This window comes from Halorhabdus salina (assembly GCF_013839425.1).
Classification (GTDB): domain Archaea; phylum Halobacteriota; class Halobacteria; order Halobacteriales; family Haloarculaceae; genus Halorhabdus; species Halorhabdus salina.
This window is the reverse complement of record NZ_JACDNP010000003.1, coordinates 325,415-339,802: the sequence shown is the minus strand read 5'-3', so window position 1 is coordinate 339,802 and position 14,388 is coordinate 325,415. Positions and strand designations below refer to the sequence as shown.

17 protein-coding genes are annotated in these 14,388 nt (G+C 61.9%); 6 read left to right on the top strand and 11 right to left on the bottom strand.

The features are described from left to right. The first annotated feature begins 99 nt into the window (after positions 1–99). Positions 100–726, top strand: a complete 627-nt coding sequence (locus HZR20_RS06345) for an IS6 family transposase (protein ID WP_181685742.1) — start codon at positions 100–102, stop codon at positions 724–726. A gap of 175 nt (positions 727–901) precedes the next feature. Here the strand turns inward: HZR20_RS06345 and HZR20_RS06340 are convergent, their stop codons facing one another. Beyond that, positions 902–1,825, bottom strand: a complete 924-nt coding sequence (locus HZR20_RS06340; protein ID WP_181685741.1) for a sulfite exporter TauE/SafE family protein — start codon at positions 1,823–1,825, stop codon at positions 902–904. Between the two features lie 248 nt (positions 1,826–2,073). Here HZR20_RS06340 and HZR20_RS06335 point away from each other — a divergent pair, with 248 nt between their 5' ends. Beyond that, positions 2,074–2,277 (top strand): hypothetical protein, encoded by a 204-nt coding sequence (locus tag HZR20_RS06335; protein ID WP_181685740.1) that lies wholly within the window; start codon positions 2,074–2,076, stop codon positions 2,275–2,277. Here the strand turns inward: HZR20_RS06335 and nadC are convergent. The 3 genes from nadC to nadA are packed head-to-tail and all read right to left on the bottom strand — an operon-like array spanning position 2,274 to position 5,727. Then, on the bottom strand, positions 2,274–3,098 hold the full coding sequence (nadC, locus tag HZR20_RS06330; protein ID WP_181685739.1) for a carboxylating nicotinate-nucleotide diphosphorylase: 825 nt from the start codon (positions 3,096–3,098) through the stop codon (positions 2,274–2,276). The two genes, HZR20_RS06335 and nadC, sit on opposite strands and share 4 nt — an antisense overlap. A 5-nt stretch (positions 3,099–3,103) precedes the next feature. Further along, complete coding sequence (locus HZR20_RS06325) at positions 3,104–4,606, bottom strand: L-aspartate oxidase (protein WP_181685738.1); 1,503 nt, start codon at positions 4,604–4,606, stop codon at positions 3,104–3,106. 2 nt (positions 4,607–4,608) lie between these two features. Continuing rightward, entirely contained in the window at positions 4,609–5,727 is a 1,119-nt protein-coding gene (gene nadA / locus HZR20_RS06320; protein ID WP_181685737.1) for a quinolinate synthase NadA, read from the bottom strand. A gap of 321 nt (positions 5,728–6,048) precedes the next feature. On the opposite strand from nadA, the gene dpsA reads away from it, so the two are divergent. Continuing rightward, complete coding sequence (gene dpsA, locus HZR20_RS06315; RefSeq protein WP_181685736.1) at positions 6,049–6,597, top strand: DNA starvation/stationary phase protection protein DpsA; 549 nt, start codon at positions 6,049–6,051, stop codon at positions 6,595–6,597. A 35-nt stretch (positions 6,598–6,632) separates the two neighbouring features. On the opposite strand, the gene truA is transcribed toward dpsA, so the two are convergent. Further along, the gene (gene truA, locus HZR20_RS06310; protein WP_181685735.1) at positions 6,633–7,442 is read right to left on the bottom strand and encodes a tRNA pseudouridine(38-40) synthase TruA; all 810 of its coding nucleotides are present in this window, start codon (positions 7,440–7,442) and stop codon (positions 6,633–6,635) included. An 80-nt stretch (positions 7,443–7,522) separates the two neighbouring features. Here truA and HZR20_RS06305 point away from each other — a divergent pair, with 80 nt between their 5' ends. Then, entirely contained in the window at positions 7,523–8,158 is a 636-nt protein-coding gene (locus HZR20_RS06305) for an HAD family hydrolase (protein ID WP_181685734.1), read from the top strand. A 75-nt stretch (positions 8,159–8,233) separates the two neighbouring features. Here HZR20_RS06305 and HZR20_RS06300 read toward each other — a convergent pair whose 3' ends face one another. From HZR20_RS06300 to HZR20_RS06285, 4 genes are all read right to left on the bottom strand, one after another. Then, positions 8,234–8,827, bottom strand: a complete 594-nt coding sequence (locus tag HZR20_RS06300) for a DUF7411 family protein (RefSeq protein ID WP_181685733.1) — start codon at positions 8,825–8,827, stop codon at positions 8,234–8,236. After that, positions 8,827–9,183, bottom strand: a complete 357-nt coding sequence (locus HZR20_RS06295) for a DNA-binding protein (RefSeq protein ID WP_181685732.1) — start codon at positions 9,181–9,183, stop codon at positions 8,827–8,829. The genes HZR20_RS06300 and HZR20_RS06295 overlap by 1 nt, the downstream gene beginning before the upstream one ends. Positions 9,184–9,255: 72 nt before the next feature. Next, positions 9,256–9,717 (bottom strand): 30S ribosomal protein S19e, encoded by a 462-nt coding sequence (locus HZR20_RS06290; protein ID WP_181685731.1) that lies wholly within the window; start codon positions 9,715–9,717, stop codon positions 9,256–9,258. Positions 9,718–9,780: 63 nt separating this feature from the next. After that, positions 9,781–10,809, bottom strand: a complete 1,029-nt coding sequence (locus HZR20_RS06285) for a lysylphosphatidylglycerol synthase transmembrane domain-containing protein (protein ID WP_181685730.1) — start codon at positions 10,807–10,809, stop codon at positions 9,781–9,783. A gap of 104 nt (positions 10,810–10,913) precedes the next feature. On the opposite strand from HZR20_RS06285, the gene thiL reads away from it, so the two are divergent. Continuing rightward, complete coding sequence (thiL, locus tag HZR20_RS06280; protein WP_181685729.1) at positions 10,914–11,792, top strand: thiamine-phosphate kinase; 879 nt, start codon at positions 10,914–10,916, stop codon at positions 11,790–11,792. On the opposite strand, the gene HZR20_RS06275 is transcribed toward thiL, so the two are convergent. After that, a complete protein-coding gene (locus HZR20_RS06275) occupies positions 11,793–12,941 on the bottom strand; it encodes a site-2 protease family protein (RefSeq protein WP_181685728.1) in 1,149 nt (382 codons plus the stop codon). Positions 12,942–13,076: 135 nt separating this feature from the next. Then, positions 13,077–13,337, bottom strand: a complete 261-nt coding sequence (locus HZR20_RS06270) for a DUF7123 family protein (protein ID WP_181685727.1) — start codon at positions 13,335–13,337, stop codon at positions 13,077–13,079. 342 nt (positions 13,338–13,679) lie between these two features. Here HZR20_RS06270 and pyrH point away from each other — a divergent pair, with 342 nt between their 5' ends. Further along, positions 13,680–14,372, top strand: a complete 693-nt coding sequence (gene pyrH, locus HZR20_RS06265; protein ID WP_181685726.1) for a UMP kinase — start codon at positions 13,680–13,682, stop codon at positions 14,370–14,372. Positions 14,373–14,388 lie beyond the last annotated feature (16 nt).

Sequence of the window (14,388 nt, the reverse complement as noted above, 5' to 3'; positions counted from 1 at the left end):
GTCATCATTTTTCCTATCGGACACATGAGGCTTTTGATCGATAAGAGGGCGGTGTTCAGTAAGGATTGAAGGGTGAGGCGTGGCGTTTTCGAAGTGTCTATGCCCGAAAACACACGCCTCAGCGGTAGTATCGACCAGATCGACTTAGAGTTTGTGGAGCGAGAAGCGACACCGCGATTTTTGATGAAGCTCAGTATTCAGCTACATCTTGCTGGATTGTCGCTTTCGAATACTGTTTCGATTCTTGAGATATTTGGTGTCGAACGTGCGAGATCAACTGTTCATAACTGGGTTCACAAGGCCGATCTACAGCCCGAAACTGGACGAAGCCCGGATCACGTTGCGGCCGTGATCCGACTCGACAATGAGCGATACTGGCTGTACGCTGCCGTCGATCCTGAAACAAATGAATTACTCCATACAAAGCTTGAACCGACCACAAATTCTGCTATCGCTCACGCGTTCTTCCACGAGCTCCTTGAGAAACACGACGTTGAACGCGCGATGTTTCTTATCGATGGATCGCACTCGTTGAAAGACGCTTGCAACCGACATGGCCTCGATTTCAAATACGAACGCTCTGGAAATCGGAACAGTGTCGAACGTGTCTTTCGTGAGGTAAAACGTCGGACATCTTCGTTCTCAAATTGTTTCAGTCACACCGCTGTAGAAACAGCTGACGACTGGCTCAGATCTTTCGCCTTCGCATGGAACCAGCTTATCTGAACACTACCGATAAGAGGGAAACAACGATGATTCCAGTTTTCAGCTTAACAGGAAGTACACTCCAAAATTATACTATCAATAAACTTATAATCATTCATTGGAGATGAGGTGTGAGTATATGTGACAGTGAAATATACAATAATTGTCTATTCCGCGTGTATATCATTGGTCTCTTTTATAGCAACAGCGCCGGGATCGTCTGTCGGAAGATATTGAGCGCGATCACGAACAGCAGTGCAACTACGAACCAGTTGAACCGCTGTTCGTCGATTTCCAGCCGCCGGAGGTAGGTTCCGACGAACAGTCCGATGAGCGTCACGACGGCGATGACCGACCCCAGCCACAACCGGTAGGGCGTCATGAGATCGGTGAACAGCACCATCTGGAGGATACGGACGGTGAAGATCGCCCCCAGGACCATCGAGAGCCCGCCGATGTATCGCTCGGTGTCGCGCTCGAATGTATGGAAGTAGGCGGGCAGGAGCGGCCCGAGGTTCGCGACCGCCAGGAGGAACCCCTCCAGCGCACCGGCGATGCTCATTGCCACGGGATGGTGGGCCTTCTCGACGGTCACGAAACCCTGCCCGACCTGGAAGAGGACGTATCCGAAGACGACGAGGCCGATCAGGAACGGGACGAGCGGGCCGGTCTCGACCGCATCGAGGACGGCAACGCCGACGACCGCGCCGGCGATCGCGAGGACGAGCAAGAGCCATTCCTCTCGAATGAACGCCATGCCGGTGTCGGTCTCGCCAACCTGGAACATGTTGAGCATCCACGGCGGGATCGCGAGGACCACAACGGCGAGCGTCGGGTCGATCACCGACGCGAAGATCGGCGTTGCGATCAGTGCGTACCCGAACCCGATCATCCCCTTGATCGCGCCGGCGAGGATCGCCACGCCGACGAAGACGACCAGAATCTCCGCCGAAACGTCCGACTGGAGGCCACTGGTCATCTCTCCACCGCCAGGGAAGAAGACGATCGAACCGGCAATCACCGATAGCGTCGCCAGCGCCATGGTCACCTCCCGGTACTGGAAGGCCCGGAGGTCTTCGAGGAACTGGCCCGGATCGATGTGGGACTCGCTGGGAGACATCTAAATCTGCTCTGAAGTGGTATACACGTCCAGTCCGGTTGGGGGTTGAGACGGCGGTAAGACCCGCACTGACGTTGGTTGCATGGATTTGACGAAATTTGCCACAGACCGTCGCATACGCACCATTCCCGCCGACTTTCCTGGTACCACTCTGTCATAGCTTCCGGGTCTTGCTGCCGTGTTTTCGATCCCGGCTTGGAATCGTTGATTCGGGGACGTTTTGTCGCTGGCCGTCGAATCCCGTTCCAATGACTGACGACGAGTCCAGCGTCCCGATCGTCTGTGACGAATGTGGGACCACTGCCCAGATCCCGCTGTCGGATCTGGCTGACCAACTCGAGGCCCACAACGAGCGGATGCACGACGGCGAGCCGGTCGCGGAGGTTGATCCCGACGTGGCCGACCAACTGGCTGATCTGGTCGCCGACGAACTCGGCTTGCTGGATGGCTAATCCTCGTCCGTCCGGAAGGAGAGATCCACGGCCGGGGCGGAATGGGTCAGCGACCCCATCGAGATCACGTCCACGCCAGTCTCCGCATACTCGGGGACGGTCTCGATCGTAATTCCGCCGCTGGCCTCCGCGAGCACGTCGCCGTGGTTGTTTTCGGCGAGAAGCTCGACGGCTCGTGCACACTCCTGGGGAGACATATTGTCGAGCAGCACGATGTCCGCCCCCGCCGCGGCGGCTCGCGGTGCGTCGTCTGGTGATTCGACCTCTGCCTCGATCTGCGTCGCGAAGGAGGCGCGCTCGCGGACGTGTTCGATCGCCCCACCCAGTCCCATCTTGGCGACGTGATTGTCCTTGACCATCGCCATCTGAGAGAGATCCAGTCGGTGTGTGTCGCCGCCGCCCGCCGCGACCGCACGCTTCTCGACCCCGCGAAGGCCGGGTGTCGTCTTCCGCGTGCCAGCGATCGAGACGTCGTCGCTCATTTCCCTCGCGGCGTCGGCTGCCTGGCGGGTCTTCGTCGCGATTCCCGAGGCATGGGCAGCAATGTTGACGGCCGGACGCTCACCTCGAAGGACGTCCCGGGTCGGCCCTGACACGGACAGCAACACGTCGCCCGACTCGATCGAGGTCCCGTCCGCAACAGCAGACTCGACCGTACAGTCCAGGTACTCGAAGACGGCACTCGCGGCGTCGATCCCCGCCGCGACCCCGCCCTCAGTGGCAACGAGACGGCCCGCTGTCTCGCCCGGCAGGTCGTTCGTCACGTCGTGGTGGCCCACGTCCTCGCGCAGCCAGGTCTCGATCGTCGAATCGGTGAGCATGAATCTCACTCCGCGAGCGGGGCGTCGGGTTCGATCAGATTGTGCGTCCCGACGCTCTCGTCGTTTTCGGCTGCGGCGCGTGCCACCAACAGGGCCACGACGCTGGCGTTGCGGAGCTCGTAGAGGGACCGCGACGTTCGCGTGCGGGCGTAGGAATCGACCTCGCCCTTCAGTCGCCGGAGTACCCCGAGCGCACGATCCAGTTCCGCCGGATTTCGCTCGATGCCGACGTACTCGTTCATGACACGGCGAAGTCGGGTGAACTTCTCGCGGGCGAACGAGTCAGGGAGGGACGGATCGCGGTCGTCTAGGGCTGGGACATCCATCGGCGCGGGGTCACGACCGACCGCCGCTTGACCAGTCCGCAGCCCCCAGACGAGCCCCTCCAGTAGGCTCGTACTCGCGAGTCGATTGGCCCCGTGGACGCCGGTGTGGGCACATTCACCGGCGGCGTACAGTCGATCGAGCGAGGTTCGCCCCCGGTCGTCGACAGTGACCCCACCACAGAGGAAGTGCTGGGCCGGCTGGACGGGAATACCCGACTCCCAGTCGATCCCGCGGCGTTCACACTGCTCTCGGAGGTCTGGGAACCGATCGGCGAAGTCAACGGGCGAGACGTCAAGATATACCTCGCCGCTCAGCTGGCGTTCCCGTTTGACTGCCCGTGCAACCACGTCGCGTGGGGCGAGTTCGGCGGCCTCGTCGTAGGCCGGCATGAATCGCTCGCCGTAGTCGTTCCGGAGGATCGCGCCCTCGCCTCGGACGGCCTCGCTGATCAGCAGCGTCTCGCCGTCCTCGACGTAGACGGTCGGATGGAACTGGACGAACTCCATGTCCGCAACGTCCGCGCCGGCCAGTGCTGCCATCGCGATTCCATCGCCGGTCGACCCGGTCGGATTCGTTGAGGCGGGGTAGAGGTCGCCGATGCCGCCAGTCGCCAGCACGGTCGCGCCGGCGAAAACCGGCCAGACTTCGCCATCTGATTCGAGATATGCCCCGCGGACCTCTCCTTCGTGGGTGATGAGATCCAAGGCGGCGGTGTCGTCGCGGACGCGGATGTCCGGGTGGTCGTCGACGAACGCGAGGAACCGTTCGAGGACGTAGGTCCCCGTCGAGGCGTCGACGTGGAGGATACGATCCTCGTCGTGGGCGGCCTCGCGGCCGAAGTCGAAGTCTTCGTCGGTGTCCCCTGCCGTATCGAATGGCACCTCCAGCGTCTCGACGAGGACGTCCCGGACGGCGTCGTTGGCATTCTCGACGAGGACGTCCGCTGCATCGGGGTCGGCGGTGCCAGCGGAGGCGTCGATAATGTCCTGTTTAAACTGTTCGGGGTCGTCCCGGGAAATTGCGATGCCACCCTGTGCCCACCACGTCGAAGCGTCCTCTGGCCGGCGGGCTTTGGTTGCTAACGTGACGTCAGCACCGTCGCGAGCCCCTGAAAGTGCGGCCGCACACCCCGCGATACCGCCGCCGACGACCAGCACGTCGGTGGATTCCTGTTCCTTCATGGTTACAGCTCCAACATTCGATCGAGTGCCGTTTCGGCGCGATCGGCCGTCGCCGGATCGACGTCGATGACGTTCTGCTCGCGGCCCTCGACCAACTCTTCGAGGACCCACAGCAGGTAGTTGGGATCGATCTGGCGCATGGCGTTGCAGTCCATACAGGCGTCGCCACACAGCGGAACGACCTCTACCTCGGGGTGCCAGCGATCGAGGTGCTTGGCGAGGTGAATCTCGGTGCCGATCGCCCACGTCTCGCCGGGCTCGGCCTCCTCGACCGCGTGTGTGATGTCCGCTGTCGAGCCGACGTGACCCGCCGCTTCGACGACCTCGCGGCGACACTCCGGGTGGACGATCACGTTCGCGTCGGGTTGGTCTGTCCTGACGTCCTCGATGTGCTCGGCACGGAAGCGCTCGTGAACCTGGCAGTATCCCTCCCAGAGGATCACGTCGTTTTCGCGGATCGCCTCGCTATCGGTATCGTCGGCCCAAGGATCCCACACGAGGATGTCGTCTTCCAGCCCGAGCTCGTGGGCGGTGTTCGTCCCGAGGTGCTTGTCAGGGAGGAACAGGACCTTCTCGCCGCGCTCGAAGGCCCACTCGAAGGCGTCGGCGGCGTTCGAGGAGGTACAGACCAGCCCGCCGTGCTCGGCACAGAAGGCTTTGAGGTCTGCATAAGAGTTCATGTAACAGATTGGGATGACCTCGTCGTCGGTCGCCGCCGTGAGTTTCGCCCACGCCGAATCGACCTGCAGGGCCTCGGCCATCCCCGCCATCGGGCAGGACGCTTCCATGCTCGGGAGGATGACTTGCTGGTCGTCGTCGGTGATGATGTCCGCCGACTCGGCCATGAACGTCACGCCGCCGAAAATAACGTACTCGGCGTTGGACTGTGCGGCCTCCTTGCTCAGTTGGTAGGAGTCACCGATAAAGTCTGCGTGCTCGACGATCTCCTGTCGCTGGTAATTGTGGCCCAGAATGACCACGTCGTCGCCGAGTTCCGAAAGTGCCGTTTCGATCCGTCGCTCCCGCTCGTCTGCCTCAAGGTCCCGGTAGGTCGGTGGCAACTGCGAGAGATTGTCGTATTTGAATAGGCTGAGATCGGTATCGATGTCAGCCGTTTGCATGTCGGGCACAATGGATCACCGTGTGTAGGATGATCCTATAGTACCAGGTATTGAAAAACATTTGCGTTCAAAGAAGTTATTCGAACCAGGTATCACACATGAATTGCCGGAAACAGTGGGTTTGGGTTATCAGTGTCTCAGGTACCGGTTGCTCTCGACAGTTTTTGGGAGTATCATCGCCGAAACGTGACAGAGGGCCGTCCGGTAGTACGAGGTGAGCAAACATTAGAACGGCTATTTACGAACGAATATTTTTGGGATGGGAAAGATAATTTTCGAACGAGAAATCTTTAAGTGGGTGGCGCTGGAATGGATGCGTGTATGAGTAGTCACAAACGCGTACTCAAGCAGGAAGGGGAAGTCGAAGGCTCCGAAGGCCTTCGGATGGACGAGGAGCGAGCCGAGGAGATCGTCGAGGCACTGAACACGGATCTGGCGGCGACGTTCGTCCTCTATCACCAGCTACGCAAACACCACTGGAACGTCGAGGGTGCTGAGTTCCGGGACCTTCATCTGTTCCTGGGCGACGCCGCGGAGAACGCCGAGGCCTTTGCCGACGAACTCGCCGAGCGCGTTCAAGCACTCGGTGGCGTTCCCCACGCCAGTGGCGCGACGCTTGAGGCCGAAGCGCCGGTCGAACCCGAGGACGAAGACGTCTACGACATCCGGACCTCTCTCGAAAACGACCTGAAGATGTACGGTGACATCATCGAGACGCTCCGGGAACACGTCGAACTGTTCGACAGTCTCGGCGACCCGACAACGGCGGAGATCATCCGCGAGAATATCGTCACCGTCGAGGACGACGCCCACCACATCGAACATTACCTCGAGGGCGACACGCTGGTCACGGCTGACGCGATGGAATAGCGACCGCACAATCTTTTCTCGCTTTTTCCGGACGCTTAGTAGTCAATACCGTCGGCGATCGAGCTCGCGACTCGGGCGTTCGTGCGGTGATCGATCGCCAATCGGTCGAAGATGTCACGGGTGCTGTCGACGGCGGCCGGCTCGCGCTCGAACGTGCGGTCCGGATAGACGACATCCGTCAAGACGAGTGGCTCCGGCGGTGCCGGGGCGACGCCATCCGGCCCCTCGACGGGGTCCGGGCCGAGCAGTTTCTCGATTCGCTCGTGTCCGGCGACACCCCGTGCCACCGTCTCGACGACGGTGAGGAGCCGTCGGACGAACTGTCGCGGAAACCCGTCTGATCGGACCGTGACGACCAGGAACTCCCCGTCTCGCTCGACGTCACTAGTGAGGTCCCGGACTGTTCCCGTCTCGTCCGGGCTGAAGTTGTGGAAGTCGTGCTCGCCGGACAGCGTCGACAGTGCCTCTCGGGCGCGAGACAGTGACGCCGCTGGCGCGTGGAGGTGGTACGTGTACTCGCGTTCGACAGCGTCGTGGGTTGCGTGGAAGTCGGCGGGGACGTCGGCGCTTGCCCAGGCACGGACGGCCGCTGGCAACTCGCTGTTGAGCGCGGCGGGTGAGAGCCACGCTGGCCCATCGATCGTCACAGTCTGGGCCAGCGCCGAGACGCCAGCGTCGGTCCGACCGGCGGCAGCGTACCAGTGGGGGACGGTTTCTTCGATCACCTCCAGGGAGCAGAGCGCGTCGAGGATCGCATCGGAGACGGTCGCCACGTCGGGCTGGCGCTGGAAGCCGTGAAACGAGCGGCCGTCGTAGGCGATCCGGAAGGCGCGTCTCGCGGTCACGGACTAGATTCGACCGTCCCTGGCTTTGGGCTTTCGCCTGTCCGGTGGGCTTTTCGCCGTCACGGCCGGAGGCCCTGACGATGAACGTCGGCTTCGACCTCGACGGCGTCTTACTCGATTCGGCGGCCGATCTCTCGTGGCTCGATCGTGGGCTCGACGATGCGCTCGCGGAACTCGGGATCGCCCAAATTGAAGCCAATCGACAACAACTCTATCCGGCCGCCGTCGCCGACCTCCAATCGGTCGCTGCCGACTTTGGTGTCGATCCAGACCGGTTGTGGGAGGTCCGGACCCGCAACTATACCCAGGCGAAAGTCGAGGCGATTCGAACCGGCGAGATCACCCCGTACGATGATCTTGCTGCCCTTGATCGAGTTACGGACGAAACCCTGTTCTGCGTGAGCAACTCGCCACAGGCAGTCCTCGACGCCTTTCTCGAAACGACTGATTTGACCGACCAGTTCGCCGTCGCAGTCGGGCGCGGCCAGTCGCGGGCGGCACTGGCGCAGCTCAAACCCGATCCCGCGATGTTCGACCCCGTTGCCGACGCGCTCGGGGACAGCGAGTACGTCTACGTCGGCGACCGCGACAGTGACCGCGAGTTCGCCGCCCGGACAGGAATGAACTACGTCCATCTCGACCGTCGTGAGCGAACCCTCAACGATGCCGTCGATGACATCCTGAACGAAGGTTGGGAGATTCCTAGAAGTGATTGACGGGGCTGGTCACGCTTTGCTCGGATCGTCTCTGTCGACTCGAATCGACTCCCGAACTGACCGTACTGTCTTCGATCACGCCCGGCGACCGCGGACGACGGACTGGGTGTGTTCGGGGAAGATATCCTCGACGACGGTCTCGCCGTGTTCGCTCGCCAGTAGCGTCCGGAGTTCGTGTTCGTAGTCGCCTTTGGCCAGCGATTCGCTCGGCCCCGTCTCGATTGCCAGTCGCTCGGCTGTGAGGGTATCGATGGCGCTTCGGCCGTAGCCAGCCAGCGGCGCCACGTACTCGATGTCGTGGCGGTCTTCGAGACTCTGGGCGACGGCCCGCGATATCGTCGGCGCTCGATCGTCCCGTCGGGTTCCGTCTCCGACGGCGCCGACGCCCGTCTTCGCGACGGCTTCGAGGGTCGCTTCGTGGACGTGTTGAATCCCCCTGCGTGGATAGCCATCTTCGACCATGCGTTCGACCGCTTCCTCGGCGATAGCTCGATCGAGGACTACTGTCTCGTGGTCGAACTCGAGTGCGCTGGCGGCCTCGCGAGCGTGTTCGGCGGCGTCGGTGAGGCCAAACGAGACCGTAACCAGCGTCACATCGAAAAACGGGGCAGCGAGCAACGCGGCCAGCGCCGAGTCTTTCCCCCCGCTGAAACACAGCGCCAGGTCCATTACCGGCGCTTGATGTCGAAGCTCTTCGAATCGGGTGTCATTTCCTGTAACAGTTCTCGCATTTTGTCGCCGTCGATCTTGCCCTGGATACGACCGCTTTTGGCGATCGCCACGATCTGGCTCTCGACCTGCTCGGCAACCTGTGGTTTGGACATCTTGAGGGTGTTGAGTCGCTTGCGGGCGTCGTCGGTCAGGTGTTTCCGGAGGACAGCCTTCTTCTGGGCCTCGGCGCGCTGTTGGGCGGCTTCACGTCCACCGCCCCCACCACCCTCTTGCTGGTCTGCCTGCTCGCGTAGCTGCTCCATTCGCTCCTCCCGGAGTTGCTGCATTTCGTCGTCGGATGGCTCTTCGCTCATGGTATGTGACTGTTATCGGGTATCGGCCAAAACGATTACGCTACCGCGACAATAGTTGATCGACGGCGTCGATCAGGCGTACCGTTCGAGTGCGGGATCGTCGAGATCTTCGAGGACATCCTCGGCGACCTCGTCGAGCAGCGCACGACCGTCGGCGGTGATCCGTCGCCCCTCGCCCTCAGCCGTCAGGACGTAGCCGGCGTCTTCGAGCTGCTGGAGGGCCGTTCGGACGATGTTGCGACTGCCATCAGCCTGCTGGTTCGGGCGGACCTGATAGCGGTTCGAGCCTTGCTTGGTGCCACCGTAGGCGGTCGCGAGCGTCCCAACGCCGACGGGCCCATCGACGGCCACCTTCCGCAGGAGACTCCCGGCGCGGCGCTCCCAGAAGTCGTCCTGTTCGGGTGCCAGTTCCTTCCCCGTCCCGGTCGTGGTGTACTCCAGCCACTCGGGGGCTTCGATTGGGTCTGCTGCCTGTAGCTCCTCGGCAACGGCCTCGATGAGGTCCTCGGCCGGAACGTCGTAGAGTGTCGCCATTACCGTCTTCTTCCCCGTGGCGTCATTTAAGCGCATCGTCTCGTGAAGATGGGTCCTGAAGCCTCACTCGGACTGGCGGCGTCGTTCACCTAACATCGCCGCGGTGGTACCACCGACGGCCACCGGTAACCAGTACGTTGCGAGACGATAGATCACGATCGCCGCGCCAGCGACGGGTGTAGTGACACCAGTCGTCGAGATGAGCAACCCGATAAACGCCGCTTCGGTGCCGCCCAACCCGCCGGGCAGCGGTGTGATCGCCGCAACGGAACCGACTGGGACGACGACTAGGGCAGCGACGAACGGAACGGCGTGGCCCAGCGAAGCCAGCGAGAGCCACAGTGCCGTCGATAACGAGAGCCAGCCGGCCGTCGAGTACAGCGACGCGAGCAAAATCGTCCGGCGACTGCCGGCGACACGATCGATCGCGGTGAAAAACCCTTCCACACTCTGTTTGACGTCCTCACGCGTCGGCGGTTCCAGTCGTGGGAGTACTCCCCATAGCCACTGGACCAGAGGGGTGACGACACGCACCACCGTCTGTTCGATCTCGTAGCGGTAGCGCCAGCCCAACAGCGCACCGCCGAGGAACACCGTTGCCAACAGGCTCACGGCGGTTGCAGCGAAGTAAAGATTCCGACCCAGCGAGACCGAGCGCACGGCAAACGCTCCGAGGCCGATCGTCGCCAGCCCGATTGAAGGCACGAAATGGAGCGTATCGACGCTCGCGATCGCCGCCAGTCCAGTTTCGTACTCGCTGTCGGCTGCTTCGGAGATCAACAGCGCCGACACCGGCTCCCCGCCAGCCTGGCCGAACGGCGTAATGTTGTTCGAGAACACAGCCGCGGTAAACACCAGGATTGCCGAGCGCGCGCGAATCGACGAGCCCAGTGCATGCAAAATCGTGTGCAGTGACATACCCCAGCAGCACATCCACAGCACCGCAAAGGCGACCACAGCAGCCACGTAAGGGAGTTTGGCCTGGGACAGTATCTGGGTTATCTCGCCGATGCCGACGAACCAGAACAGGACCGCTAAGACGAGCAGTGCACCGGCAAAGCCGGCGATCGTGGTCCGTCGGTCGCCGTCCATATCCACGGTGAATGGCGGGCGGCGATTTGAAGGCTCCGGATCAGGACGACACGCCGCCACAGTGGACCGCCGGGTGTTTGTACCGCAGCCCTCCAACCACAAATATGGACGAGCGGACGGCACTGACGATGCTCGCTGAACGGCTCGGCCCCGTCGGTGACGACGCGGCCGTCCTCGACGGTCTCGTGGTTACCATCGACATGCTGCACGCGTCGACTGATTTCCCGACCGGAACGACGCGGTACACCGCCGGCTGGCGGGCTGTCGGGGCGTCGCTGTCGGACGTCGCGGCGATGGGTGCCGAACCCGTTGCAGCAGTGGCCGTGTACGGTGCGCCGGCCTTCGAGCGCGAAGACGTACTGGCGTTCGTCGACGGGGCCAGAGCTGTCTGTGAGGTCGCTGGCGGCGAGTACGTGGGCGGCGATCTGGACGAACACGCGGAGTTTGTGGCGGCGACCGCTGCCGTCGGTCGAACGGACACGCCGGTAACGCGGTCGGGTGCCCAACCGGGGGACTTCGTCTGCGTGACCGGGACGCTCGGCCGGAGTGGCGCTGCGCTCCGATTGTTCGAGGCCGGCGATCACGATCGGGCAAACGAACTGTTCCAGTTCGAACCACGGACTGGGGCGGGGCAGGCGCTCGCGACGCACGCGAGCGCGATGATGGACTCAAGTGACGGTCTCGCCCGATCGCTCCATCAGCTAGCCGAAGCGAGCGACGTCGGCTTTGCCGTCGACCCCCCGCTCCCGATCGACGATGCCGTCGAGGACGTCGCTACCGGCCCCGAGGACCGCCTGGAACTGGGGGCGTTTTGCGGTGAGGACTTCGAACTCGTCTGCACCATTCCCGAATCGTCACTCGAAGCTGCCCGGGACGCCGTCTCGATCCCGTTGACGCCGATCGGTCGTGTCACCGACGCTGGTCACGGTATCACGTTCGACGGCGATCCGATGCCGGATCGCGGCTACACGCACGGTGAGTGATCACGCCAGCACGATCTCGACCGGCACCGGCATGAAACACAGCGCCCCCAGCGCGAAGGTCAGCGCGGCCAGTCCCCATCGCCACGGGCCGATCGGCGCTTCGTCGAGTGGTGTCGCCGACCCCGCCCGGACCATGACGAACGCGATCACACCCCAGATCGCCCACAGTACGACTGAATGTGAATAGTTCGTCAGGAAGTACAGCCCGGCCGCAAGCGCAATTAGCAGGCCTGGAATGGCCGCCGCGACGGTCTCGTGGCGGTTCCCGAGTGCGGCACGAAGAATGTGCCCACCGTCGAGTTGGCCGACTGGGATCAGATTCAGGAATGTCACGAACATGCCGACCCAGCCACCGAAGACGACCGGGTTGACCGCTCTGGTCGGGTCATCAACGTAGTCGGTCGGCTGCCCGACCAGATCAGCCAACAGCTCCATCAACAGTGGATCGTTGAACTGGATATAGCCGCCCCCCTGACTGGCTGCCTGGGCGACCGATCCCGGGACGGTGATGGGATCCATTTGCAATCCAATCACCGTCACAACGATTGTCGCGGCCAGACCGGCAAGCGGACCGGCGATGCCGATATCGAACAGTGCCTTCCGCGTGGGGATACGCCCTCGCATTCGGATGATCGCTCCCATCGTCCCGATCGGCGGCGGCACCGGAATGAAGTACGGGAGACTGGCATCGACGCTGTAGTAGCGGCTGACAACGTAGTGGCCGAGTTCGTGAGTTACGAGGACGCCCAGGACAGCCGCGGTAAAGGGCCAGGCCTCGACGATCGCCAATGGATCGCCTGCCAGATCGATATGATACCACCACGTGCCCGCGTACAGCGTCGTGGCCACCGTGAGAACGAACATGAGCACGTTCCCCCAGGGGACGCCGTTGAAGCCGACTGATTCGGGCTCAGCGACAATCGCGTAGGGGGCCGGTGCGCCCCGCCGCTCGTTGCGTCGCTCGACGGTGATTTCGTAGCCACGACGGGCAAACTGTGGGGCGAGTTCGTCACCGAGCTCCCGTAGTGAGACCAACGGCTCACCGATATATCGTACCGTCTCCCCATCGCGTTCGACGCGATATGTATGGAAGACTGACGCGAGGTCGGCGACATCAGGTGGATCCTCGGACGACTCCTCGGCGGACATCAGTGTTCGAACAAGGAATTTCGCACGTAAAACACCGACGCCCTGCTGAGCCGGAACAGCACACGAGCACTGCCTGGCGGGGGGACCATTCGGGCGGTCGTGGTGGACAGGTCAGACGTGGTTATGGTGGACGCTTCAGGCTGGTTCGACGCGCCAGGTGGTGGCGCTCGTGTACGACCACTTCTCGACGGATAGGTCACTCGCCGACTCACGCAATTTCACCATGAGTGCTCCGATCTCCTTTGGTGAAAGGTTAACCTCGTCGGCAATGAACTTGCTCTTGAAGTACATCTCTCCGTCGGCGGCTTTCTGCTTGAGGAACGAACGGAGTCGCTCTTCTTTGGTTGCTGTTGAGGTCTCGCCACGTTCCCCGGAGGGCCGGATTTCTGCGCTCATTTGAGTTACCTCACTACCCTGTACTGGATAGACGGGTATATATAGGGGTGAAGCTTCGAGTTGGTTCGGGACGTTTTAGCATTCGATGGAGTGGACTGGCACATTTTATAGCGTTTTCAGAGGCACTAAAAAATTTTATAAAGGACTTTTAGAGATTATTTCTTATGAACACTATAGTAAATATGTGGCACTGATGACACGCAAAACGTCGAAATTCCACAGATTATCGACAGATTCACAGTGGAAGAAACGAATTTGCCACCCATCGAGCGGTCGGTTCACACGGACCGTAGACACACTGCTTGACAACCCTTAAGAGTGAATCGAAGCTACGGCGACCCAATGAAAATAGTCGTCTCGATCGGTGGGAGTGTACTCGCGCCCGATCTGAACGAAGCACGCGTGGCCGAACACGCGGAAGCCTTGACTGAATTGGCGGCTGCTGGCCACGAGGTCGGCGCTGTCACTGGCGGTGGCAGCGTCGCCAGGGACTACATCGGGGCAGCGCGGGTACTCGATGCCAACGAGATGGAACTCGATCACATCGGGATCGCGGCGACACGGCTGAACGCCAGGCTGTTGATCGCAGCGTTAGGCGATCGGGCCGCTCCCGAACCGATCGAAAGCTACGAAACCGGACGTGAGGCCCTTCGACGGGGCGACCTGCCGGTGCTGGGCGGCATGGTTGCCGGTCAGACGACCGACGCCGTGGGTGCAGCTTTCGCCGAGTACGTCAATGCGGATGTGCTCGTCTACGCGACGAGTGTTCCAGGCGTGTTCAGTGCCGATCCGGACGTCGATCCCGACGCCGCGAAGTTCGACGAACTGTCCGTCGGCAAACTGGTCGACGTGATTGCCGGTATCGAGATGAACGCCGGGAGCAACGCACCTGTCGACTTACTGGCTGCCAAACTCATCCAGCGATCCGGAATCCGGGCGATCGTCCTCGATGGCAACGATCCCCAGCGAATCGTCCGTGCCGTTCTGGACGACGACCACGACGGGACCGAGATCGTCCCGGACAGCGAGTCGTGATGTGTGCGATGTATTT